Consider the following 22986-nt stretch of genomic DNA (forward strand, 5'->3'; position numbering starts at 1 on the left):
TTTAGTCAAAAGGCAAAAAAGCTTCGAAAATTGCGCTTTTACCCTTAAATTGCATCAAGGAGGTTTAAATTAATGAAAGTCAGAAGTTTACTGATTATATTGATAATACTACAATACGTACACACAACCACAGGGCAACTGAGGTTTAACCGTATTGGTACTCAGCATGGTCTTTCTCAAAGCACTGCTTTCAATATTTTTCAAGATAGTAAAGGCTTTCTTTGGTTTGCCACTTCAGATGGTCTCAATAAGTACGATGGCTACAGCTTCACCGTGTATCGTCACGATTTTGACGACCCTAATTCTATTTCTAGTAGTAATATTTCTTGTATCACCGAAGACCCCGACGGTAATTTATGGATTGGGACAATCAATGGTGGTGTCAATAAGCTAGATGTAGCTTCAGGAAAATTTATTCGCTTCAAGCAAGCCAAATATCAATCTAATATTAGTGATCGAAGTATTTCGGGCATTGTCGCTACCAAAGACCGCAAAATTTGGGCAGCTACCTATGGCTATGGTTTGCTGTGTTTCAATCTCGAAGATAATACCATTGCTTGGCGTCTAACAGAATCTCGTCAGCTCAATGCCAATGATATCACACGTTTTTACAAAGACAAAAGAGGTAACCTTTGGCTTGGGGGGCACTATGGCGTAATGACCATGCTCGATGCTCAGCGAAAAGCGCATACTTTTAGGCTGGAAAACGAGTTACCACCTCAAAAAAATCAAATCAATTGTTTATTTGAGGACCTCAATGGGGATTTGTTGGTCGGAACTCGTGGCAATGGTCTTTATAAATTTGACATTCGTACCAAACAATTCACGCGGCTATTGTACAATCCTTATGTAACTGACAAAGAAAACATCATTACCTCTATGGTACGTGATAAGGAAGGTACATTATGGATTGGAACAGACAACGGTGCTATTTTGGTCAAAAGTTCTGACTTTGCCAATATCTCTCGTGTACAGGCAAATCTTGATTCAGATACTGGATTAAGCTCGTTTTCCATCATGTCACTATGTGTCGATAGAGACAATAATATATGGATTGGGACTTGGGAAGGTGGCGTCAATGTACATTATAGTCGTCATTCAAAATTTGCTTTATATCGTCATAAATCTAACTCACCACAAAGTTTATTAAGTAATCGTGTGACCTCTATCAGTTGCGAAACCAACGACCGTATTTGGGTTGGTAGCAATAGTGGTTTGACCTTACTAGACCGTGCCAATAATCAATTTACACATTATATCAACGACCAAGAATCTGCCAAAATTCAGAATAATAATGATATTGTCTTTCTTCAGCATGACCGAGATGGTGATATGTTTGTGGGCGTTTGGGGTGTTGGTTTGAGATTATTGAAGAAAGGAAGTGGAGGTTTTGAAAACTTTACCTACTCCAGAGGTAAATATGGAATGAATATGACCGCTATTGCCTTGTCAAGGTACCCAAACAAAGTGTGGTTGGGTACACAAGGCTCAGGCGTATTACTTTTTGACAAACAAGCGAAAACGTTTACACCGATTCCTGAACTAAATAAAGTTGGTCGACTATTAGGAGTAAATGTCAATTCCTTGATGGAAGATTTTCTAGGGAATTTGTGGGTTGGTTCAAATAACAATGGCATTTTTGCTTATAATCCTCGTACACGTCGCGTGACTCATTACCAGCAGACTGACGCCGAAGGAAGTTTGAGAGGAAGTGCTGTACTTCGTATTTTTCAAGATTCTAGAAAAAGAATTTGGGTAGGGACAAATGGCGGAGGACTAAACTTGTTTTATCCAAATAACAGGACGTTTAAAAGTCTAACAGTCAAAGATGGTTTGCCCAACAATGCTGTTAAAGGTATTATGGAAGATGGTCATCAAAACTTATGGCTTGCGACCAATGAGGGCTTGGCTGTTTTTGATACCAAAAAATGGAAGTTCAAAAATTTTGCTGAGTCAGACGGTTTACAAGGAAAAGAATTTTTGATTAATGCCTATGCCAAAAACCAAAAAGGCGATATGTTTTTTGGCGGGACAGGCGGTCTCAATGTTTTCAATCCTGATAGCTTGAAAGGAAGCAATGAGGTGCCTCATATTTATTTGACAGGTGTAAAATTGTTTAATAAGCCTGTTTCTATAGGAGAAGATTCGCCTCTGGAACAAGATATTTCAGTAACAAAAGAAATTGTTTTTAAATCAAGTCAGAATGTTTTTGCCATTGATTATGTAGCCTTGGATTTTCAACAACTCAAGAATAATCAATATGCCTATATCATGGAAGGCTTTGATCAAGATTGGAACTACGTTGGTAAGCAGCGAACTGCCAGTTACACCAACCTCAACCCTGGCACTTATACCTTCAAAGTAAAAGCTACCAATAATGATGGTGTTTGGAATGAAAAACCGGCCGAAATACAGGTAGTGGTATTGCCGCCTTGGTATCGTACTTGGTGGGCATTTTTCTTGTATGCCATGATGTTGGTTGCAGGCTTGGTATTTCTTCGTAGAATGATTGAAATGCGTGAGCGTTTCAAATCTGATTTGAGATTGAAGGAAAAAGAGAAAGAGCAAATTAGAGAATTAGACAAACTCAAAACCAATTTCTTTACTAATATTTCGCATGAGTTCCGCACACCTCTAACGTTGATTATTTCACCGTTGGAGAGATTTTTTGCTGAAAATCCTGATTTACCCGAAAAACAGAAATCTCAGTTTAAATTGATTCATCGCAATGCCAAACAGTTGCTCAAATTGATCAATCAACTGTTGGATTTGTCAAAATTAGAGGCAGGTAAATTCACTCCAGAAATATCTCAGAGTGATATTGTAGAGTTTTTAGAAAAGCTTACTTCTTCTTTCAAAAACTTAGCAGAACAAAAGCAGATTGATTTATCATTTGTGACAGAGCCAAAACAGTTGATGGCTTTTTACGATGCTGATATTTTAGAGAAAGTGGTAACTAATTTGTTATCAAATGCCTTTAAATACACCCCCGAAAAAGGAAAGATAGAGGTAATCCTTGAGCCAATTTATCAGTTAGAAGGGCAGTTAGATAAGGTACAAATTTTGGTAAAAGATACAGGTTCGGGTATTGCTCCACAGCATATATCTAATATTTTTAACCGTTTTTATCAAATTCAGGAGTCTACTCAACCACAAATTGTTGGGACTGGAGTAGGATTAGCACTTTGTAAGGAGTTGATTTTATTGCATAGAGGCGACATTTCTGTAGCGAGTATTCCGCAGGAGGGCAGTACCTTCAAAGTCATATTACCTGTGTCGGCAAATTCTTTTGAAAGAAGTTGGATAAAAGAAACAACGAAAGAAATTGGTATTGAAACACCTACTATTTTGAAAAAGGCAGTTTTGAAAAATGATAAGGTGAACGTCAATTCTGAAAAACCAATTGTCCTAATTGCTGAAGATAACGAAGAGCTTCGTGAGTATATTAAAGAAGTTTTGAGTGAGAATTTTGAAGTTTTAGAAGCCGACAATGGTAAATTAGCTTGGGAAAAAGCCCTCAACTTTATTCCAGATTTGATTATTTCGGACTGGATGATGCCAGAGTTGACAGGTGTTGAGTTTTGTGGTTTGGTAAAAGAAAATGTCAAAACTAGCCATATTCCTGTGATTATTCTTACTTCGAAAAGCAATAACGAAAGCAAGATTGTAGGTTGGGAAGTTGGTGCCGATGACTATATTACAAAGCCATTTAATGCAAATTTATTGGAAGTTCGTGTCAAAAACCTTTTGGAAATTCGTCGTAAGCTCCGTGAGCGTTTTACACAAGAAGTCGAAATTCAACCTAAAGAAATTACGCTAAATACTGCTGATGAGCATTTTCTTGAACGAGCCATTCGCACGGTTGAAGAGAATATCGACAATCCAGCTTTTGATATTCAGCAATTAGAATCTGAATTGAAGATGAGTAATATGCAGTTGTATCGAAAACTCAAAAGTTTGACCAATCTTTCAGGAAATGAGTTTATCAGAAATATTCGTTTGAAGCGTGCAGTGCAATTGCTCGAAACAGAAAGTTATACCGTGTCTGAAATTGCGTACAAAGTGGGCTTTAATGATCCATCTTATTTTACCAGAATATTCAAAAAGGAATACGGTAAATCGCCTTCTGAAATGAGAGACAAGGTTTAGTAATTGAGTGAATCAATCTCTGTAGAGACGCAATGATTGCGTCTCATAACTAGAATTATTCTTCAAGTTTTTATCTATCAAAAAAGGCGGTCGAAATTAGTTTTTCGACCGCCTTTTTTTGATACTATATTTCAGAATGACATATCTTTAGACGCAATCATTGCCTCTCTATTTATGAAACGTAGATTTAAAGAATAATCACTCATTCAATCACAAATCACTCAATAGCAATAACCTAGTTCTCAGGAGAAGCTTTGCGAGATTGAAGTAAACCATTTTTTAAAAGCTCATTTTTCTTCCAAGCTTTACTTTCAGTTTTGATTTTTTGCTTGGTAGCGTCCATATTTTTAGTTATATCACTCAAATCTGGACAACCCGCATCCACCCAACAAGTGTACCAAAAGTCAGCCACACATTGCGATGATTCTAACAAACGCTCATTTACTGAGTTGCCAAGACGTTTGGCATAGGCTTTGGCAAATTCAGGCGTGTAGTTTTTGCGCATTTGACCAAATCTTTCTGAACGCTTAAATTTTTGAGCTTCAGTAAATCCTTCAGAAGCCTTAATTTCTTCTTCAAAAACAGCCTTAAGCATTTCGCTTGATTTTTGGGCAACTTTCCAAATCTCAGCTTCAGGGTTTTTCAAATAATGAGCTTTGTGCTTTTGATACAAATTATAAGAGTCAAAATGGAGTTCAGGAACAGTACTTTCCCACAACGAGTGCAAGCCCTTTTGGTTAGTCAACTGACCGTCATAATTGTAACTAGTGTGCAAAGGCACGTGCGCATCCGAAATATAGTGTCCCATATCTGCCGCATAATACAAAATACTATCTTTTTGTTTGTTCTTAAATGCGTTGGTGAGCTTATCTTTGAGCCACAAAACCTCCCAAGGTACAGTACCGTATTTGCGAAGGGTATCTTCTGAGTATTTTTTTACGGCATCTTCCCATTTGTGAGGAATATTGTCAAGACCTTCTTTGCCAAAAACCGGCGCATCGCCGTCGATGAAGTGTTTGGTTTCCTCTTTTGGGTCATCTTTGCGACGAACATCAGGGCGAACAGAATTGTAAACGAGATAATCCATTTCGCTTCCAAAGAATAATTGCAATGGTTTTGGAAGTGAGTAAATTGAAATTTGGTGGATTGTGCGGTGGACTAAGAATCCCCACGAGCCAAGTGCCAAAAGCAATACAATGGCTGAAGAAGTGATGAATAGTTTTTTCATTAAAATTTTAAATAACAACAAAAGTGTTGTAGGTAGTGTGATAAAAGCAAAATAACAATAGCGCTTTATTTTTGTTTGTTATGAATAGATAAGCATTAAAGCTATTGGGCTAACTCTCAAGTTTGGATTGAAAATAGTCCTCTAAGTTTAATTCAAAGTATAAAACATTGTCTAACGGATTGTAGACATAAGGTGCTGTTTCGACAAATTTCATCGAACGATACAGCCTGATGGCGTCTGTTAGCGTGGTGAGGGTATCTAATTTCATGGTCGAATACCCTGCTTTGTGAGCAAATGAGACTAATTCGTGGGCTAATTTTTTTCCATATTTTAAACCTCGAAAATCAGGACGAATATATAGTCTTTTCATTTCACAAACTCCCTGACCTATAGGCTTCAGTGCTACACAACCTGCAGGATGTTGTTCATGATACAATATAATTATGCAACCCGTCGGTGGAGCGTAGACTTTTGATAGCGTTTGAAGTTCTTGCTCAAAATTTTGGAAACATAGATCTATTCCCAGTTCAAGAGAGTATTCTTCAAATAACTCCTGAACTACAGCAAGCTCCTGATTTGAATAGTTTACATAATGAAATTGCATAAAATAAACAAAGTATTTAATTTTTTGATGAAGAAAACCACAGCATACTGCGATTAATATATTTTTGAATATGAAATTACAAGAAATTTTAGGAAAAGTCGTATCCGACAATGCAATTCATGCTCGTTTTTTGAATACTTTGTCGTTGATGGAAAACACTGGTGCTAGAAAAATTTCAGCATCTGAACACAAAAGAAAAGTTTCTTATATTGTGTTAAAACACGCCGCTGAGGAGGCTCGTCACGCTTTTTATCTAAAGAAACAAATTCAGAAAGTTGCCCAAATTGACGATTATGCAACTTATGATGATGAGTTCTTGATAGCTCCTTTTGCTAGTTATGCTTATCTGAATCTCCTTGATTTACAGGTTTGTAAATACCTAAAAGCTACCTTGCAATTATCAGGGGTTGAACTCAAATATGCGGCTTATTTATTGGTGACTTATGCTATCGAAGTTCGTGCCGATGAATTATATCCTGTTTACCAAGAAGTACTAGACCAAGCCAAGTCAAAAGTCAATATGAAATCTATTATTGTGGAGGAAGAGGGACATTTGGCGGAAATGATTACTCAATTAAAAGAGTTTTCAAGTAATTGGGAAGATCATGCTTCAGTAGCTTGTCAATTAGAGACCAAGTTGTTCAATGAGTGGATTGAGTCAGTAGGACAGTCTATCAACTAAGTTGTTGTTGATACAAGGCAATAGGTAAATAGTCTACTATTGCCTTGTATCTATCAAACAAAACTCTTAATTATCTGATACATACATCAAAAATCCCATAAGCCTATCAAATTTTTGAAGTTCTTCTTCAGGAGCTACTGAAAAAATAAGACCTCGTTGATGCTTTTCGAATAAATCCTTAAAGTTATCGTCATTTACCAATTTCGCTACGATTAATCCTTTGAATCGTCTATGTGATTGATTATAAGCATATTTACAGGAAATCTTTGGTGTCGCATTAAACATATGATTTATGGCTTCAAGCGATGAATGGGTTTCTAAAAACTCAAAGCCATGTGTTAGCATAAAACTTCGAACTTCTTCACAAACATCATCCAAATCCGAATCAGTTTGAATTTTGTACCGAAAGTTTTTGGAGTCGTTGAATTTTCCAATAGAAATCACGAAGGTGTTGGCATCTCCCCAGTAATCACGCGAGTTACCAAGGTATTGTTGAGCAATTTGCTCAATCTTTTCATTTCGGCAACCGATATTTACATCCAGCAAAATTTCGTTCTCGTATGAAGTGCAGGTAAAAATAACGTTCAGAAATCCTGAGCTTGTAATTTTTCTATACTGCTTTTTATCTACCATCAATAGGTAATCATGCTCAAAGAAAAACTGGTTGAGTTTTTCATATAACTGTATTTCAAATGCTTGAGTGCTCATATTGGGATTTACAGAATGTTAGGAAGTCTTCAAATCTGAAGAGAGAGATTGCTTACCTGCCAATTTTGTTTCTCTAGTCAATGAATGTAATTCGGTATTATATGCTTAAATGTATAAAATAATCACAAAAAGTACTAACAAAATACGACCGAGTGATCATATGAAAAAAGTATTAATTATATCAGATACACATAGTTATCTTGATCCAAGGTTGATGGAACACGTAGAATGGTGCGATCAAATTTGGCATGGTGGTGACTGGGGTGATGTAGCGGTATCCGATACCTTGACAGCACTTAAGCCAGTTTTTGGGGTGTATGGTAATATTGATGGCACACCCATTCGTCAGACTTATCCATTAATAAACCATTTTTATTGCGAAGAAGTTTTAGTAGGTATGACACATATTGCTGGTGCTCCTTCCAAATACAAACCAGATGCACTGAAATGTTTTGAACTAAAGTTGCCAGAAATATTTGTTTGCGGGCATTCTCACATTCTTCAAGTTAAAAGAGATTTGAATAGAAAAGGTATGTTGTTTATTAATCCAGGCGCCGCAGGGCAGCATGGTTTTCACCCTGTTCAGACAGCAGTTCGTCTAAAAATTGATGGTAAGCGTATTTTTGATGTAGAGGTCATAAATATGCCAAGAACTAAAACGAGAGTCAGTTAAGTATTAGTGCAAAATAAAATGGCATCAATACATTATGGGCTGTAAGCCGTTGGAGTTACGCAAAAAAGCTTCTTTGAACTGGGAATATTTTTGCCGAAAGCCCATTGCTGAAAGCCGAAAGCTCAATGTTGGAATTCAATTTTGCCTACTAACTAAGTTTTCTTTAAATCTATGTTAATTTTTTGAGTAAAATATTGTTTAATTTTGCACGGAAACAAATTTTTCTAAAATAGAAAGACTAAAAGAGATGATTACGACAATTGGTGGTATCAATACTTTGGATAAAGTGATTATGATGGGTGATAAAGTGTTAGTTCGCCCACAAGAAAGTAATGGTGTAACTCGTTCAGGCTTGTTTTTGCCTCCAACAGTTCAAGAAAAGGAGGAAATATTAAAAGGATATGTGATAAAAATTGGTCCAGGATTTCCGATTCCAGCGGTTCAAGAAGATGAGCCTTGGAAAGATTCAGATCAAGTGCGATATATTCCTCTTCAGGTAAAAGAAGGCGATCAAGCCTTATTTTTGAAGAGAAATGGCATTGAAGTAGAAGTAGATCATGAAAAATATATCATTATCTCTCAGTCGGCAATTTTGATGATTGTTCGTGAAGAATGGTAGTAAATATGCAGTTCGTAAATTATTTTAATAATTCGTGAGTTATCCTAAAATATTTTTCTAAACCAATATAAATCATAGTAATTTTGGGAAGAATTAATATAAAGTACCTCAATCTTATTCATTTGAATGAAAAGCTCCAATAACTTGAGCAAAAGGTAACACTTGGATATTTTCATTTCTTTTCTTCCATTTGGCATGAAGATTGTGTTTTTAGAAACATAATCGCCTTGGAATAACATTGAGCCTTCAGTTATTCTAGTTTTTATTCCATCCTTTTGCCGCTACAAAAGCTTATGGAGTTGCTAGTAATTTTTTGTATTCGCCTAATATACAAAGAGTTTGTTAGCTAAAATTTCTTTAAAAAATCGCCTTTTAGAAAAGGTGCTTATGTGCTTTAAAGAAAACTTCAACCAATCTTAACTTTTGATATTGTACCCAAAATTATTTTGGATGTACAGCTATATACTTTTGTCTTTAATTCCTATTTCGCATGATTGCTGATAGGCTGATGATATTTGGTTTCTGTAAAGAAGCCTACAGTCTATATTTTGGCGTCATTCTGTTTTAATTGTGCTTTTGCATTGGCGGATGTATTAAGCATATAACAGTAAATTGAACCAATGTAGAACGGGTTTGAATTGGTGGGGTTTTGTAAACATTGGCGGATGTTTTGACTTTGAACCCCATCTTTCATCCTTAGGATATTAGAATGGAATATAAATTTTTTTATTCTCCCAAAGAATTTAATCCTTACTTCCTTAGTAAATACCTAATCAAATAATAAACCTCGAAGAGCTAAACTTTTCGGGGTTTTGTTTTTTTGATTGTACCTTTATGCTTTGAATTACTGTAGTCTTAATGCAACCAAATGAATCCTTCTTTTTCACTCAAGCACATGAAATACGCCACTTTGCTATTTTTAATTCCCTTCAGTATTTGGGCACAAAAACCATCTCAGGATTCTCTCAATATTGTAAAAGAATTAGCTCCTGTCACCGTACTTTCATCACGAATTCCCCAAAAAGAAAATCAACTGCCAGTATCAGTCACAACAATAGGAAAAGCTCGTTTGCAAATTGGTCAAACAAAACTATCTCTATTCGATGCTTTGAATACCGTACCTGGCGTTTTTGCCATGAATTCAGAGAATTTTGCTCAAGACTTAAGAATATCCATAAGAGGATTTGGCGCTCGGGCTGCTTTTGGGATTCGCGGGCTGAAAATTGTCCTTGACGGCGTGCCAGAATCAACACCAGATGGAACCGCCAAATTGGGGAATATCGATGTGGGGTTGATTGAAAGAGTAGAGGTGCTAAAAGGAGCTACTGCTGGGATTTATGGAAATGCCTCTGGTGGAGTTATTTCATTAAATACCGAAAGTATGCCAAGTAAGCCATACGCCGAAATATCAAGCACATTTGGAAGTTATGGTTTAAAGCGCTATCAAGTAAAGTTTGGTTCTTCTTGGGGAGCATGGTCGGTATTGGGAAGTGTATCTCGTTTGGAAAGTACAGGATATCGTCAAAAGAGTGCTTTAGAGCGTAATTTATTGAACCTCAAGATAGGATTTCGTCCGTCTGAAAAAACAAAATTAAGTTTATTGTCTACTTATATTGATAGCCCCAAAGCCGAGGACCCTGGTGGATTGACTATTGAAGAGGTAAATAAAGACCGAACACAAGCCCGCAAAGCTAATGTAGATTATAATACAACAGAGTCCTTCAACCAGTTGAGAAATGCGTTAATTCTGGATCAAAAGTTAGGAGAAAAAAGTGCTGTCAATGCACGAGTTTTTTGATAAATCGCGATTTCAATACCAATCAAGCTTTTGAAGCTAGTGGTCAAATAGCCTTTCAACGTGTATTTTGGGGAGGTGGACTAGCGTATCAGTTTGCGACCAAGGGATACAAATTGCGTACTGGTTTGGATTTGGAGAATCAGGCTGATAATCGTCAGCGATACGACAATAAATTAGGCGTACGAACAACTCTTCGCCTCGACCAAGACGAGAGCTTTGATAATACTGGTGCATATATCCTACAGGAATTTTCGCCATTGCAAGCACTCAGAGTTGTCCTAAATACCAGATATGACTGGATAAAAATAGGTGTTTCTGATAAATTTTTGTCAGATGGCAATCAGTCGGCTCAGAGAGATTTTCAACGATTTAGCCCTATGGTTGGTATTTCATATAGTCTTTCACCACGAAATACTTTGTATGCTAATTTCACGAGTAATTTCGAAACACCTTCTCTCAATGAGTTGACTAACAACCCCACAGGTCAAGGAGGCTTTAATCCAGACTTGAATCCTCAAAAATCACAAAATTATGAATTGGGATATAAGGCTTGGTTAGGTAATAAAACCAGAGTTGATGTCAGCGTTTTTCAGATAAATATACAGGGTGAAATTGTTCCTTATCAATTGCCTAACCAAGTAGGACGTACCTTCTACAGAAACGCAGGGGAATCTGTTCGTAAAGGGATAGAATTGGGATTAAGCTATCAAATTATCCCAGCACTGACGACTTATCTCAATTATACCTATTCAGATTTTGTGTACACAAGTTATAAAACCTTATCAGGAGAATTTGCAGGAAATCGTTTGCCCGGAATTCCTAAAAATCAAGTGTATGGAGAATTAAGATATTTCCCTAAATCGGGTGTATTTGCGGTTGCTCAATTCCGAAGTATATCGTCGATGTATGCCAATGATGCCAATAGTGTTTCTGTTGATGGATACCAGACTTTAAATTTGCGAGCAGGTTGGCAAAAGCACATAAAAGGGATTTTAATCGAACCATTTGTAGGCGTAAACAATCTTTTTGATACTGCTTATTTTGCCAATATCCAAATCAACGCAACTGCTAACAGATACTACGAGACAGCCGCGGGAAGGACGATTTATGTAGGCATAAAATTGGGAATATAATATGAGTATTTTATGGAGTCGGCTTTGAATAACAAGCAAAACAGTAAGTGTAAGATAATGTCTACTAGTAGATTAACATATTTGAAAATCTTATCAATCATTTGACTTAAAAGAGCAGTATTGGCATAATTGATTTGAATTTTAGAAATTGATGAAATATTGTTATATTTGCACCTTATTAAGACAAAATACTGGGGACGACCGGTATTGACAGCTTGTGTATTCTGATAGTAAGCACGTCGGGAGTAGGGTAGACCTCCTGTTAAAAATCAACTCAAACAATAACTGGCAATACTTCGTATGCCATGGCAGCTTAATTCCTAATTTAGGATAAGTCTTAGGTCGCTTTCAACTAGGTTGATGCTTCCTGCCACATCCCTCCATGCCAAACTCTGCCGTGTGGAATTGGGGTGACGACATGCAGAGTCGGGTTTTACTGATGTCTCTGAGTAAAATTTAGTATACCGAGTCTAAGGAGTATTTTTGGTCCGGCTTGAACCAAAGTATTCCCGACAATTAATCAAGACTAAACGTGTAGAAAGCTATGAGTTTCCTTGTCTGGACGAGAGTTCGAATCTCTCCGTCTCCACCAAACAAAAACGCCTCTCGAAACTGTTTCGAGAGGCGTTTTTTGTTTTATTTGAAAAGCTTATTTACAATTTTGTTTTTAAGCTTTACTAAATCCATAATTTTCTTCACTTCGTCCAAACGGTTATTTAAGATAGACTTATCTTTGCCTGTTGAAATAGGCGTGATATTATGTCCGTTGAAGTTGGATTGAACTGGTTCTCCCGTTTTGATATTCTTGAAACCATTACGCAAATATAGCTCGTTGGTTACCATGTTTGACAACATTGGCGTGTAGTAGATACAGTCTTTGAAATAATAGTGAGTTACTTGAGAGTAACGCGTACTACCTTCTGCCTCTACTTTTGAACCTCCGTGAATAATATTTGAAGACCAAATTAACGCATCTCCTTTTTTAGCATAGAAAAATTTCTTATCAAATTCAGAAACATTCATGATGCTTTGCATGAAGTCTTCGTATTGTACGTAGTCGTTGTAGGTTGTATCCTCTGGAGCATCTTTAATGTGCGCAAAGTTGTATTCTGGCATACGGTGTGAGCCACTGTAGTAGAATACTGCACCATTTTCTGGAGTAACATCTTCCAATGCCACCCAAACGCCACACATATAACGTGCAGGAATTGAACTAAAGTGAATCGTATCTGAGTGTGCTCTTTGTTGAGACCCAAACTTGAAATTTAGGGTTTGAAATGGAATAGGCTCACGGTCGTAAAGCATTTCCAAGGTCTTCATGATCGTGTCGTTTGACGAAATCTGTTTGGTACTATCTGAATATTGCCAAAGGTCCTGAATACGAGTTTTATCTCTGTAAACAGTTACAGGAAAGTCTTCGTTAAAGCCCTTTTGATTCATATCGGCTTTTACTTGGTCGATTACATCCTCTGGAAAAACATTTCTTAATACAACAAAACCATTCTTGTTATATTCAGTCGCTAGTTGTTTCTCTTCTTCGGTGAGATTCTTGGTTTTGAGGATTTCGTTAAAAAAAGGAGATTCTACCCAAGGTAAATTCATAATATAAATGATTTATTATTTTTGATTAAACTAAAATCTTTAATAGGATTTTTTTACAGGTTCCTGTGATAGCAATGGATATGTATATGCATTTGCCACAAAGGAAAAGACTTTACAAGATAGCTTATTTTTCTGAAATTTTGAAAAACTACTTTACATCTCACTATTTCGAAGTGATAGACCATGGTAATATGTATCTTTGTGTAAAACTAGGGAAAAGTATTGTTTCTTGGAAAACAAAGCTATCCAAATTCAAAATTGATTAAAGAAAATTAATACTCTGTAAACAGCAGAATATAGCTTGTTTAATTTGATAAAATGTCAGAAATCTTAACCAAATATTTAACCCAAAGAGAGTCTTCTCAGCTTGAATTTAAAAGTAAAATTGATAGTCCTTTTAAAATAGCCCGTACTATTTCGGCATTTGCTAATACCGCTGGAGGTACTCTTTTGATTGGTATCAACGACGACCGTTCGGTAAAAGGTTGCTCGGAATTAGAAGAAATGACTAAGTTGGCAGAGGCTGCTGAGCACTTGGTTATTCCTCCTCTCGAAATTCGTTATCGTGCGATTATGTGGGAGAACAGGAAAAAAGTTCTAGTCGTTGAAATTGATGAGAGTTCTGATAAACCTCATGAAGCTTTGGACGAAAAAGGCAATCGGACTGTTTATGTTCGTGCCAATGATCAAACAACGCCTGTATCCAAAGAAATGTCTCAAATTTTGGATAAGACCGACAAAGCTGTTGAAAGTGAATTGTTGGAACAACAAAATGTAAAATACTTAATGGTATTTTTGAAGAAAAATAAAAGAGTGTCTGCAAGAGAATACGCCAAATTGGTTAATATTTCGGAATACCGTGCTAAAAAACTATTAGAGACATTAACCTATGAAGGAATATTATTGATGTTGTCCAAACAGCGACCTCCACAGTTTGTGTTAAAACAACAATAAATATCAGACTATTTCAGATTTGGGATTTCTGATTTTTTGTCGTTGTTGGTCTTTTTTGCCATTGTTGGTCTTTTGACCGACAATACGTGCGAAAGCAAGTATCAAATTTACCCTTATGAAATACAGTATTTCTACTAAAGTAAATGTTCGTTTTTATAGTCTACGAGTTTCTGATACTTGTGTTGTTGCTCAAAAGACCAACAACGGCTAAGAAAAAGCCTACAGCTCAGGCACTAAAGCCCAACTCAATGTACAATTAGCTTAGTGTTTACTACAATGTCTTCAGGTTCAAGTGTTTCCTTTTCTGCTTGGATGATTTTTAACAATAGTTGCGCCGCTTTTTCTCCCATTTGATACGCGAACTGTTCTACCGACGCTAGTGGAGGGTTATCCAAATAAGTAGTAATAGGAAGATTGGCAAAGCTTACAAACACGATATCTTTATTCGGAACAAGACCTTTTTGTTTGCAGGCTTGCATGGCATACAGTGCCACATAGTCATTGAAGCAAAAAACTGCCTCTGGCAATTCTTCACCATTCAACAGCTCAATCATTTTCTTCGTGGTATCTTCTTTACTTAAATCAGTAGATTTAATATAGTTTTGAATGATGGGAAGATTAAACTTTTTCATAGCTCCCCAATAACCCATTAGGCGCTCGTCGGAGATTTCTAAACTGGCAGGGCCATTCAGAATGGCTACTTTTTTAATGCCTTTTTGGCCAAAAATCTATTACTTCAAAAGCAGCATCTGCGATATTCCCTCTTACTTTATTGACAGCAACATCTTTAGGCGCTCGGTCAAAAAATACGATAGGAATTCCATATTTTTCTAATTCTCTAAATTGATAATATTGGGTAGTTTCGGCCGAAATAGAAGCAATAACGCCATCGACACGGCTGCTGATGAAGGATTTGATGGCTCTGTTTTCTCTTTCCAGTTTATCACGAGATTGACTAACAACTACATTATAATTTTCTGCTGAAATAACATCTTCAATGGCGGTAATCGCCTGGGAAAAAAACTCTTCTTGTAAATGAGGAAGTACAACGCCAATTGTATAAGTTTTATTCTTTTTGAGCAAAATTGCCGCAGGGTTAGGAACATAATTGAGTCTTTGAGCCATTTCAAAAACCTTTTCTTTCGTTCTCAAACCAATTCGTGGATGATTTTGCAATGCGCGTGAAACGGTCGAAATCGAAATATTCAACGCTTGCGCTATATGTTTGATTGTAACTTGTGTCTTTTGCATATTTTTCAGGAAGTCCCAAGCCTAGGCTTATGGAACTGCTAAATTACAAACATTCCTGCAATAGTCTTAGTAGGATTTACGATTCCCTAAATTGTGCAAATCTGTGCAAATGTTTGATTATACCCTTTATAGCTCATTTTACTTAAGATTTGTTAAATTGAGACTTTACCCAATCGGTTATGTTAGCTTTTTGCTTAAAAAATTGATTCCTTTGAATATCCATTTGTGCCAACTGTATAAAAAAACTTTCAGATTGTGTTTTTTCAAGCTGTTTGGCCTACGGTGACAAGTAGGTTACAAGTCGAAGAGTAAAGCTTCTTGTTTGATATTCATCGAAAAGTACCAAGTCTATGTCATCTTACCTTATGCAATCTTTTTGAAACAACTTAACATGTATCCTGAATCAATCATCAAAAAATTTGTCGAAACCTTCTCGGCTGAACCAACCATTACAGTTCGTGCACCTGGACGTATCAATCTCATTGGCGAGCATACGGACTATAACGATGGCTACGTTTTACCAGCTAGTATAGACAAGGCTATTTACTTTTCTGTTTCTCCACGTCCAGACAACGAATGTCATGTTGTTGCTTTCGATTTGGATAGTTCAACCGTTTTTTCGGTAGATAATCCTGTTGCTTCTGAGCATTCTTGGTGTAATTATTTGATTGGGGTAGTAGATGAGCTTCAAAAAGCAGGTAATCAGTTTGGTGGTTTCAATTTGGTTTTCGGAGGGGATATTCCTTTGGGCGCTGGAGTTTCTTCTTCGGCTGCAGTCGAAACAGGTCTTTCATTTGCAATCAATCATATCTATGAATTAGGCTTATCGACTTTGCAAATGGTGCAAATCTCGAAAGCTGCCGAAAATAATTTTGTTGGTGTAAACTGTGGTATAATGGATCAGTTTGCTTCAATGTTTGGCAAAAAGGATTCTGTAATCCGTTTGGATTGTCGTGATCTTTCGTACCAATATTTCCCAATTGCATTACCCAACCACGTGGTTGTATTATGCAATACTGGCGTAAAACACTCATTGGGCGATTCTGAATATAATACTCGTCGCTTGGAATGTGAAGAGGGCTTACGCTTGATTGCAACTCAATTCTCTGAGGTTAAATCTTGGAGAGATGTGTCATTTGATATGTTGGCTCAGGTGCAGGCTTCGATGACTGATGCTGTGTATCGTCGTGCCAGATATGTGATTGGAGAAATTGAGCGTGTAGAAGTGGCTTGCGAGGCTCTTTTACAACATGACTTAGCCACTTTTGGGCAAAAAATGTATGAAACCCATCATGGTTTACAACATGATTATGAGGTTAGTTGTCCAGAATTAGACTTTTTGGTAGACCAAACCAAAGATAACGCTGCTGTCATTGGTTCTCGTATGATGGGAGGTGGTTTTGGTGGTTGTACTGTTAATATTGTCGAAAAAGCTCAATTAGACGCTCTTATTGCACAATTGACAGAAGCTTATCAAAAAGAGTATAACCGTGAGTTGGTGTATTATGTAGTAGCACTCACTAACGGAACAGAATTAGTTTAAAAAAATAATCATGTCCTTAAGTAAAATTTAGGCATGGTAAAAAACAAAAAAGCTTACAGTGTTTTGCTGACAGCTTACCATATTTTATGAATTTCGACGAAAATCCACATCGTAGATATAACCCACTTACTGAAAGTTGGGTATTAGTATCACCGCACCGTGCCAAACGTCCTTGGCAAGGTCAGGTAGAAAAATTAGCGAATGACGAACGTCCAGCACATGATCCAGATTGCTATTTGTGTGCAGGAAATACGCGTGCCAATGGCGAAGTAAATCCTAATTATGAGCAAGTGTATGTCTTCGATAATGACTTTGCTGCATTACTGAAAGATACGCCAGACGAAAAATATGAAGATGGCGAATTGTTTTTAGCAAAAACGGAAAAAGGCGTAGGTCGTGTGATTTGTTTTTCACCCGCTCACAACCTTACCGTTCCAGAAATGTCGGAGGAGGGAATCCGTGCTGTTGTAGATGCTTGGGTGGCGGAATACAATGCTTTAGGGGCAAAGGATTTTATCAATTATGTTCAGATTTTTGAGAATAAAGGCTTTGTCATGGGATGTTCAAACCCACATCCACATGGACAAATCTGGGCACAAAGCGGTATTCCTGACGAACCGTTAAAGAAACAAAATGCACAAGCTAAATATTGGGCTAAACACAACCGTTCGCTTTTGGCTGATTATTTGGAAAAAGAATTAGAGAAAAAAGAGCGTGTATTGTTTGAAAACGAGCATTTTGTAGCTTTAGTGCCATTCTGGGCAGTATGGCCATTTGAAGCCATGTTGATTCCAAAACGTAAAATGGCGCGTATCAGCGAAATGACTTCTGAGGAACGTGATGCATTAGCAAATGCCTATAAGCGTTTGACAGTGAAATATGATAACTTGTTTGAGACATCATTCCCGTATTCTGCGGGTATTCACCAAGCGCCAACCGATGGTTTGCCTCACGAAGAGTGGCATTGGCATTTTGTGTTTTACCCACCTTTATTGCGTTCCGCAACGGTTAAGAAATTTATGGTAGGTTATGAGATGTTAGCCAATCCACAAAGAGACATTTCAGCGGAAAAAAGTGCGGCAATTTTGAGAGATTTATCAGAAGTGCATTATAAAAGTATCTAGTAAATTAGCGAATTGTGATTGAGTGTGTGAAGATGAACCATTTGAAAAGTCTTCAATCACTCAATCACAATTCGCCACAGATGCCTATATTTCAGAAGTAAATTTGACAACCTTATTTTTTACAGGTTTTATACTTTTGAGGTAGGTATAAATAGCTTCTATATCTTTTACCTTCATACCACTGTACATAGTCCAAGGCATCATAGTTTGAAATTGACCTTTGCCAACTTTTGGTGATTGGTAGGTGCTATCTGCATAAGCTTTGAATCTAGCTACAAACGCTTCTTTGGTCCATTTTCCTATCCCTGTTTCAGGGTCTGGTGTAATATTGGGCGAAACCAGTGTCCCGTATCCTGGCATTGGGAATACGAACCCTCCTGCATAATCCATTCCCGGTACTTTTCCTCCTTTATCATCTGGTTTTGTATGGCATTCTCTGCAAGAAGCTATCGTAATTAAGTATTCTCCATACTTTAGCACATCATCTTCACGAGGTTTGGACATTGCTTTAGCTTTCTGCGGAATGGTATTAATGATAAAATTCATTGGAAAATCTGAGGTAGAAGGAGGCGGTGTATTTTCAAGGGGTTTTAGTGTTCTGATATATGCGATAATATCATTGGCATCTTGAGGATCCATCGAGGCGTAATAAGGGTATGGCATAATAGGAAAAAGTGCATGTCCGTCTTTACTCACACCAGTGGTCATAGCTCTATAAATTTCACCATCTGTCCAATTTCCAAGACCCGAAGGAGTGATATTCTTGGCAGTATAGCTGCCAGGGAAACCTAAGCGATGATCGAAGGTTTCGCCGCCTTTGCCTTCTGTACCTGCAATAGGAGGGGCAGCGAATAGGGTATAATCCCTCGTACTGTGACAGTCAATACAAACCGCCACGTGATTGGCTAAGTATCTACCATTTTCGATAGAGGCAGCGTTGGGTTTAATACTAATCTCAGGAGGAGGACCCACATCGGGCAGGGCAAGGGATACGTAGGATAGGATGCCGACGATTCCGATTATTACTATTGCAAAGAGTAATAAAAGAATTTTAGGTAGTTTTTTCATAGTTTATGGAGTTATACATTGTAGGGTTTACATGAGAAATAATCTTAAATACCTAAAAAATATATAAACATCCAATCAAACTATTTGAATCTTATTAAATGGTATCTGTTTGTAAATGGTTGATTGTGTTGGGCTTGGTGGCAAAGGTGTATATATACGCAAAACCTTGACAAGATTCTTTTGTTAATATCTTTACCACCAATTTTTTTCTACAAAATATCTTTTTTTATTCTTACCGAAAACTCTTCTAAATCTTGGTCTGTAAAATCCAAATGGGTTACAAAACGAACTTGATGTTTGCCAAATGTCGCTGCCTTGATACCAACTTCAGCCAATTTTTTGACATAGTCAGAAGATAGAATACCATTATCCAAGGTGAAAATCACAATATTGGTATCTACTGGTAATACTTCAAGAACCTCTGCTTTTTGAGACATTAATTCGCCAATGGCTCTTGCACGCTGATGGTCTTCTGTAAGTCTGTCAATATGATTATCTAAAGCATAAATCCCTGCGGCTGCCAAATAGCCAGCTTGACGCCAACCGCCTCCCCAACGTTTACGCACACGACGGGCTTTCTTGATAAAGTCTTTTGTTCCTAATAAAACAGAACCCACAGGAATACCAAGTCCTTTGGATAGACAAATCGACATAGAATCGAACAGTTCACCATATTGTTTTGGCGATTCTTTAGTTTCGACTAAGGCATTGAAAATACGTGCTCCGTCCAAATGCAATGCCATGTTGTGAGCTGTACAAACTTCTTTAATCTTTACAATCTCTTGAATATCATAATAGGCACCCCCTCCTTTGTTTACGGTATTCTCTAAAGATACCAATCTCGAAATAGGATGGTGCAAGTTGTCTGGCTGAATCACATCAATGATTTGTTCTGCAGTAATTCGTCCTCTATTGCCATGAAGTAAATTCACAGATGCCGATGAGTTGGAGGCAATACCACCGCCTTCATACAAATACACGTGTGAGAGTGCATCACAAATCACTTCGTCACCTTGATTGACATGTACATTAATGGCGATTTGGTTGGTCATTGTACCCGACGTACAGAATAATCCAGCTTCATAGCCAAACATCTCCGCAGCTTTGGCTTCCAGCTTTTTGACGGTGGTATCTTCTTCAAAAACATCGTCACCAACTTCTGCGTTAAACATCGCTTCGAGCATGGCTGGGGTAGGCTTGGTAAAAGTATCGCTTCTTAATTCTAAAGGTCTTAATTCACTCATGGGATTAGTAGTTGATGATAATGTATTGTTTACAAAAATTGCTATCTAGATTTTCGGCAATTTACTTAATTTTGGAGAAGTGAAAAAATAACTACTTCTGTTTCCAAACTAATCAATACCTTGAATCAACTAACTAAAGCTTATCTATGCCTATTACTAGGCGTATTTTGCATTGCATGGTCAGCAATATTTGTCAAAATGGCTCATGCTCCAGCACTCACTTCTGGTTTTTACCGATACTTTTTTTGCTTTGTGGGGTTATTGCCTATCTGGTTAGTAAAAGGCGTAAAAGTACCTTCTGCAAAAACGGTGAGCTGGATTGGTCTGGGTGGACTCTTATTTGTGCTGGATATGTCTTTCTGGAATATTTCTATCCTAAAAACTTCGGCTTCGGTTTCTACTTTATTGGCTAACAATGCCTCTGTTTTTGTGGGTTTGGGGGCTATGTTTTTTTTCAAACAACGTCTCTCTCGACGCTACTGGATGGGCTTGGGCGTATCTTTATTAGGTATTTTCATTGTGGCAGGAAGGGATTTACTTCAAAATCAAAGCGTTGGTGTTGGCCATCTAATGGCGATTACAGCGGCGGTATTTTATGCTGGATATATGCTGGTGACGCAAAAAGTCAGAGGAGGCATCGATACGGTCAATTTTATGGCATGGTCGCTTATACCGTGCATGATTCTTTCGTGGGGAATATGTTGGTTTGGTGACTGGCAGTTGCTTGGTTTTGATACCCAAACATGGTGGGCTTTTATCGCCATGGGCGTAATCTGCCATCTGGCGGGTTGGTTATCCATAAATTATGCTTTGGGGCATATTCCTGCAGCGGTGGTGTCACCAACCTTGTTGCTCCAACCCGTATTGACGGCTGTTATATCTTATTTTTTACTCAATGAAGTTTTAAGAACAGAACAAATTGTAGGTGGTCTGATTGTAATGCTTGGTATTTATTTGGTCAACAAACGCAATTGAGATTGTAGTCTCTGAACCAAAAGATTGATAAGGCGTTTGGTCAATTCTTCTTCATTTTCTAGAAAAAGTTGATATTCTTCAAGTGTAAAATGACCTGCAATGATACCTTCGAGATAGTGCTTAAACTTCATATCTCTTTTTACCGAATGACTAATATATTCGAGTTGTTCTGTTTCGGATAATTTGTAAAATGCTCCTTTTCTAACCGAAACATACTGTCGAAAAATAGCTAATAATAGCTCATTCTGTTGTTTGAGAATAGGTCTGAGTGTTTGATTCTGAAAGCTTTCTAAAACAGACTCACTGGGTTGTGTAATGATTTCTGGACGCATAAATACTTTTTTTATACTTTCCTAAAGTCTATACTTGCAAAGGATATTCAGGGCGAAAATGTTAATTTTTCTCCCTGAACTTTTACCTAAAACTGCTTCAAATAAGATATTTTACTAATCAGATGTTGTTCTTGTTGTTTGGTAAAATCAGTGCCTGTAAATCCTCTTTGGTTGAATACTAAATAAATATATGAAAGCGGGCGGTATTCCCACGAAAATCTAACATTGAAAGTATCTCGATTGTTTTGGGTATTTTTTTGGTAAAAACCAATCAATTGCAAACGTGGATTCAGCGCCAAACGTCCTTCTATGCTATAAAGCTGAACGCTTTTAGATTCTTTCAAAATACCTACTTCTTTAAACTCATTGTTCTCAAAACCTAAATTAAAGGACGAATGAGGTGAAGGCGCCAGTCTCAAACTAAAAGAGGTATAGTTCAAACTTCCATCATAATATCCTCCTCGTTCGTGGTTTAGGAAATAAGAAATCTTTTTCGATTGGTCGCTACCTAGGTAAAGCGTATAGCGATTATAATTGTATTCAGCAGGTTTGATTTCGATATCTAAGGGTGCAAAAGATTCGTCGAGTCTTTGATAATAGTTAGCATAAAAAATCCCCGCAAATCCACCAGATTGAAGATTGACCCAAATGGGATTAAAATTAAGCTGACGCTCCTGCAAGTTGCCAGTGGAGGCTTGGTGGTAATATTCAATAAATACGCCAGGTTCGAAGCTACGTACCCACTTTGGCAACCAAGGTTTTCGAACAGTCAAATAAAAGCCTGGGGTATTGCTCAGCACATCGTTTCTTGACACAAAACCCATTTCAGGATTATACTCCTTGCTGACGTAAGACTGCGTGTACCATGCCACCACCTGATTGTTTCTGTAATGAAGCTGATTGTAAGCAGCTAAGCCTGTATTTGATTCGTTGGAGTTTTTAGAAAACATCGCCATCGAACTCAGCGAAAGCACATTGGATAAGCGGAAAAAGCCGTCTACAGCACCTGTCAGGTTATTGTAGTCATTGGTGTTTTTGAGGGTAAAGAGTGCTCCAATACGGTTTTGAGAGCCAATATTTTCCGAAAATCTTCCTACAAAAAAGTCAGTATTACCAATATTTCCTCCATCATTCTGACGAATGGCAATGGCGCCAAAATTCCTTTTCTCAGAGCGATAGACCATTCTTGCACCTACTTCAATGGGTACAGGACGGGCATTGGCATCTAAGCCAATTCTTCTACTAAAAAATGGTTGAATACGCATAGCGCCACCCGCCAAATCTTCAATGGGTGACAAA

At 37.4% G+C, this 22986-nt stretch carries 20 protein-coding genes and 1 other RNA gene; 11 read left to right on the forward strand and 10 right to left on the reverse strand.

The genetic code is table 11. The features are described from left to right. Positions 1-72: 72 nt before the first annotated feature. Positions 73-4149, forward strand: a complete 4077-nt coding sequence (locus BWI92_RS09720) for a hybrid sensor histidine kinase/response regulator transcription factor (protein ID WP_095162477.1) — start codon at positions 73-75, stop codon at positions 4147-4149. A 235-nt stretch (positions 4150-4384) separates the two neighbouring features. On the opposite strand, the gene BWI92_RS09725 is transcribed toward BWI92_RS09720, so the two are convergent. Together BWI92_RS09725 and BWI92_RS09730 are read right to left on the reverse strand one after the other, a co-directional pair. Next, entirely contained in the window at positions 4385-5377 is a 993-nt protein-coding gene (locus BWI92_RS09725) for a zinc dependent phospholipase C family protein (protein ID WP_095162479.1), read from the reverse strand. 109 nt (positions 5378-5486) lie between these two features. Next, on the reverse strand, positions 5487-5981 hold the full coding sequence (locus BWI92_RS09730; protein ID WP_095162481.1) for a GNAT family N-acetyltransferase: 495 nt from the start codon (positions 5979-5981) through the stop codon (positions 5487-5489). A 70-nt stretch (positions 5982-6051) separates the two neighbouring features. Here BWI92_RS09730 and BWI92_RS09735 point away from each other — a divergent pair, with 70 nt between their 5' ends. Next, positions 6052-6663 (forward strand): hypothetical protein, encoded by a 612-nt coding sequence (locus BWI92_RS09735; protein WP_095162483.1) that lies wholly within the window; start codon positions 6052-6054, stop codon positions 6661-6663. A gap of 66 nt (positions 6664-6729) precedes the next feature. On the opposite strand, the gene BWI92_RS09740 is transcribed toward BWI92_RS09735, so the two are convergent. Continuing rightward, positions 6730-7371, reverse strand: coding sequence for a hypothetical protein (locus BWI92_RS09740; protein WP_095162485.1), 642 nt, complete (start codon positions 7369-7371; stop codon positions 6730-6732). Positions 7372-7531: 160 nt separating this feature from the next. On the opposite strand from BWI92_RS09740, the gene BWI92_RS09745 reads away from it, so the two are divergent. The 5 genes from BWI92_RS09745 to ssrA all read left to right on the forward strand — a co-directional run bounded on the left by BWI92_RS09745 (position 7532) and on the right by ssrA (position 12186). Then, positions 7532-8044, forward strand: coding sequence for a metallophosphoesterase (locus BWI92_RS09745; protein WP_095162487.1), 513 nt, complete (start codon positions 7532-7534; stop codon positions 8042-8044). Between the two features lie 247 nt (positions 8045-8291). Continuing rightward, entirely contained in the window at positions 8292-8663 is a 372-nt protein-coding gene (locus tag BWI92_RS09750) for a co-chaperone GroES family protein (protein ID WP_095162490.1), read from the forward strand. Positions 8664-9531: 868 nt separating this feature from the next. Then, on the forward strand, positions 9532-10461 hold the full coding sequence (locus BWI92_RS09760) for a TonB-dependent receptor plug domain-containing protein (RefSeq protein WP_095162495.1): 930 nt from the start codon (positions 9532-9534) through the stop codon (positions 10459-10461). After that, complete coding sequence (locus BWI92_RS09765) at positions 10458-11594, forward strand: TonB-dependent receptor domain-containing protein (RefSeq protein WP_095162497.1); 1137 nt, start codon at positions 10458-10460, stop codon at positions 11592-11594. The genes BWI92_RS09760 and BWI92_RS09765 overlap by 4 nt, the downstream gene beginning before the upstream one ends. 193 nt (positions 11595-11787) lie before the next feature. Further along, positions 11788-12186, forward strand: a transfer-messenger RNA (tmRNA) gene (gene ssrA / locus BWI92_RS09770). A gap of 44 nt (positions 12187-12230) precedes the next feature. Here the strand turns inward: ssrA and BWI92_RS09775 are convergent. Continuing rightward, positions 12231-13196, reverse strand: a complete 966-nt coding sequence (locus BWI92_RS09775; protein ID WP_095162499.1) for a phytanoyl-CoA dioxygenase family protein — start codon at positions 13194-13196, stop codon at positions 12231-12233. A 318-nt stretch (positions 13197-13514) separates the two neighbouring features. On the opposite strand from BWI92_RS09775, the gene BWI92_RS09785 reads away from it, so the two are divergent. After that, positions 13515-14150, forward strand: a complete 636-nt coding sequence (locus tag BWI92_RS09785; protein ID WP_095162503.1) for a helix-turn-helix domain-containing protein — start codon at positions 13515-13517, stop codon at positions 14148-14150. A 245-nt stretch (positions 14151-14395) separates the two neighbouring features. Here BWI92_RS09785 and BWI92_RS28475 read toward each other — a convergent pair whose 3' ends face one another. Beyond that, a complete protein-coding gene (locus tag BWI92_RS28475) occupies positions 14396-14878 on the reverse strand; it encodes a substrate-binding domain-containing protein (protein ID WP_095162506.1) in 483 nt (160 codons plus the stop codon). Further along, positions 14856-15401, reverse strand: coding sequence for a LacI family DNA-binding transcriptional regulator (locus BWI92_RS28480; RefSeq protein WP_095162508.1), 546 nt, complete (start codon positions 15399-15401; stop codon positions 14856-14858). The genes BWI92_RS28475 and BWI92_RS28480 overlap by 23 nt, the downstream gene beginning before the upstream one ends. A 391-nt stretch (positions 15402-15792) precedes the next feature. On the opposite strand from BWI92_RS28480, the gene galK reads away from it, so the two are divergent. Next, on the forward strand, positions 15793-16944 hold the full coding sequence (gene galK, locus BWI92_RS09800) for a galactokinase (RefSeq protein WP_095162510.1): 1152 nt from the start codon (positions 15793-15795) through the stop codon (positions 16942-16944). Positions 16945-17030: 86 nt separating this feature from the next. Further along, entirely contained in the window at positions 17031-18068 is a 1038-nt protein-coding gene (locus BWI92_RS09805) for a UDP-glucose--hexose-1-phosphate uridylyltransferase (protein WP_095162512.1), read from the forward strand. A gap of 84 nt (positions 18069-18152) precedes the next feature. Here BWI92_RS09805 and BWI92_RS09810 read toward each other — a convergent pair whose 3' ends face one another. Both BWI92_RS09810 and BWI92_RS09815 read right to left on the reverse strand, forming a co-directional pair. Beyond that, positions 18153-19136 (reverse strand): cytochrome c, encoded by a 984-nt coding sequence (locus BWI92_RS09810; protein WP_095162514.1) that lies wholly within the window; start codon positions 19134-19136, stop codon positions 18153-18155. 209 nt (positions 19137-19345) lie between these two features. Then, complete coding sequence (locus BWI92_RS09815; protein ID WP_095162516.1) at positions 19346-20380, reverse strand: low specificity L-threonine aldolase; 1035 nt, start codon at positions 20378-20380, stop codon at positions 19346-19348. 120 nt (positions 20381-20500) lie between these two features. Between BWI92_RS09815 and BWI92_RS09820 the strand changes: the two genes are divergently transcribed. Beyond that, on the forward strand, positions 20501-21355 hold the full coding sequence (locus BWI92_RS09820; protein ID WP_095162519.1) for a DMT family transporter: 855 nt from the start codon (positions 20501-20503) through the stop codon (positions 21353-21355). On the opposite strand, the gene BWI92_RS09825 is transcribed toward BWI92_RS09820, so the two are convergent. Both BWI92_RS09825 and BWI92_RS28140 read right to left on the reverse strand, forming a co-directional pair. Further along, positions 21331-21687 (reverse strand): glyoxalase, encoded by a 357-nt coding sequence (locus tag BWI92_RS09825; RefSeq protein ID WP_095162522.1) that lies wholly within the window; start codon positions 21685-21687, stop codon positions 21331-21333. The two genes, BWI92_RS09820 and BWI92_RS09825, sit on opposite strands and share 25 nt — an antisense overlap. Before the next feature lie 86 nt (positions 21688-21773). Further along, entirely contained in the window at positions 21774-22985 is a 1212-nt protein-coding gene (locus tag BWI92_RS28140; RefSeq protein WP_229362932.1) for a hypothetical protein, read from the reverse strand. Position 22986: the final 1 nt, after the last annotated feature.

The sequence above is a fragment of the Flectobacillus sp. BAB-3569 genome (assembly GCF_002270355.1).
Taxonomy (GTDB): domain Bacteria; phylum Bacteroidota; class Bacteroidia; order Cytophagales; family Spirosomataceae; genus Flectobacillus; species Flectobacillus roseus.

Bases quoted from the DNA above. Each gene is read 5' to 3' on its own strand.
- BWI92_RS09720 (WP_095162477.1), top strand. From the start codon at position 73: ATGAAAGTCAGAAGTTTACTGATTATATTGATAATACTACAATACGTA.
- BWI92_RS09725 (WP_095162479.1), bottom strand. From the start codon at position 5,377: ATGAAAAAACTATTCATCACTTCTTCAGCCATTGTATTGCTTTTGGCA.
- BWI92_RS09730 (WP_095162481.1), bottom strand. From the start codon at position 5,981: ATGCAATTTCATTATGTAAACTATTCAAATCAGGAGCTTGCTGTAGTT.
- BWI92_RS09735 (WP_095162483.1), top strand. From the start codon at position 6,052: ATGAAATTACAAGAAATTTTAGGAAAAGTCGTATCCGACAATGCAATT.
- BWI92_RS09740 (WP_095162485.1), bottom strand. From the start codon at position 7,371: ATGAGCACTCAAGCATTTGAAATACAGTTATATGAAAAACTCAACCAG.
- BWI92_RS09745 (WP_095162487.1), top strand. From the start codon at position 7,532: ATGAAAAAAGTATTAATTATATCAGATACACATAGTTATCTTGATCCA.
- BWI92_RS09750 (WP_095162490.1), top strand. From the start codon at position 8,292: ATGATTACGACAATTGGTGGTATCAATACTTTGGATAAAGTGATTATG.
- BWI92_RS09760 (WP_095162495.1), top strand. From the start codon at position 9,532: ATGAATCCTTCTTTTTCACTCAAGCACATGAAATACGCCACTTTGCTA.
- BWI92_RS09775 (WP_095162499.1), bottom strand. From the start codon at position 13,196: ATGAATTTACCTTGGGTAGAATCTCCTTTTTTTAACGAAATCCTCAAA.
- BWI92_RS09785 (WP_095162503.1), top strand. From the start codon at position 13,515: ATGTCAGAAATCTTAACCAAATATTTAACCCAAAGAGAGTCTTCTCAG.
- BWI92_RS28480 (WP_095162508.1), bottom strand. From the start codon at position 15,401: ATGCAAAAGACACAAGTTACAATCAAACATATAGCGCAAGCGTTGAAT.
- galK (WP_095162510.1), top strand. From the start codon at position 15,793: ATGTATCCTGAATCAATCATCAAAAAATTTGTCGAAACCTTCTCGGCT.
- BWI92_RS09805 (WP_095162512.1), top strand. From the start codon at position 17,031: ATGAATTTCGACGAAAATCCACATCGTAGATATAACCCACTTACTGAA.
- BWI92_RS09810 (WP_095162514.1), bottom strand. From the start codon at position 19,136: ATGAAAAAACTACCTAAAATTCTTTTATTACTCTTTGCAATAGTAATA.
- BWI92_RS09815 (WP_095162516.1), bottom strand. From the start codon at position 20,380: ATGAGTGAATTAAGACCTTTAGAATTAAGAAGCGATACTTTTACCAAG.
- BWI92_RS09825 (WP_095162522.1), bottom strand. From the start codon at position 21,687: ATGCGTCCAGAAATCATTACACAACCCAGTGAGTCTGTTTTAGAAAGC.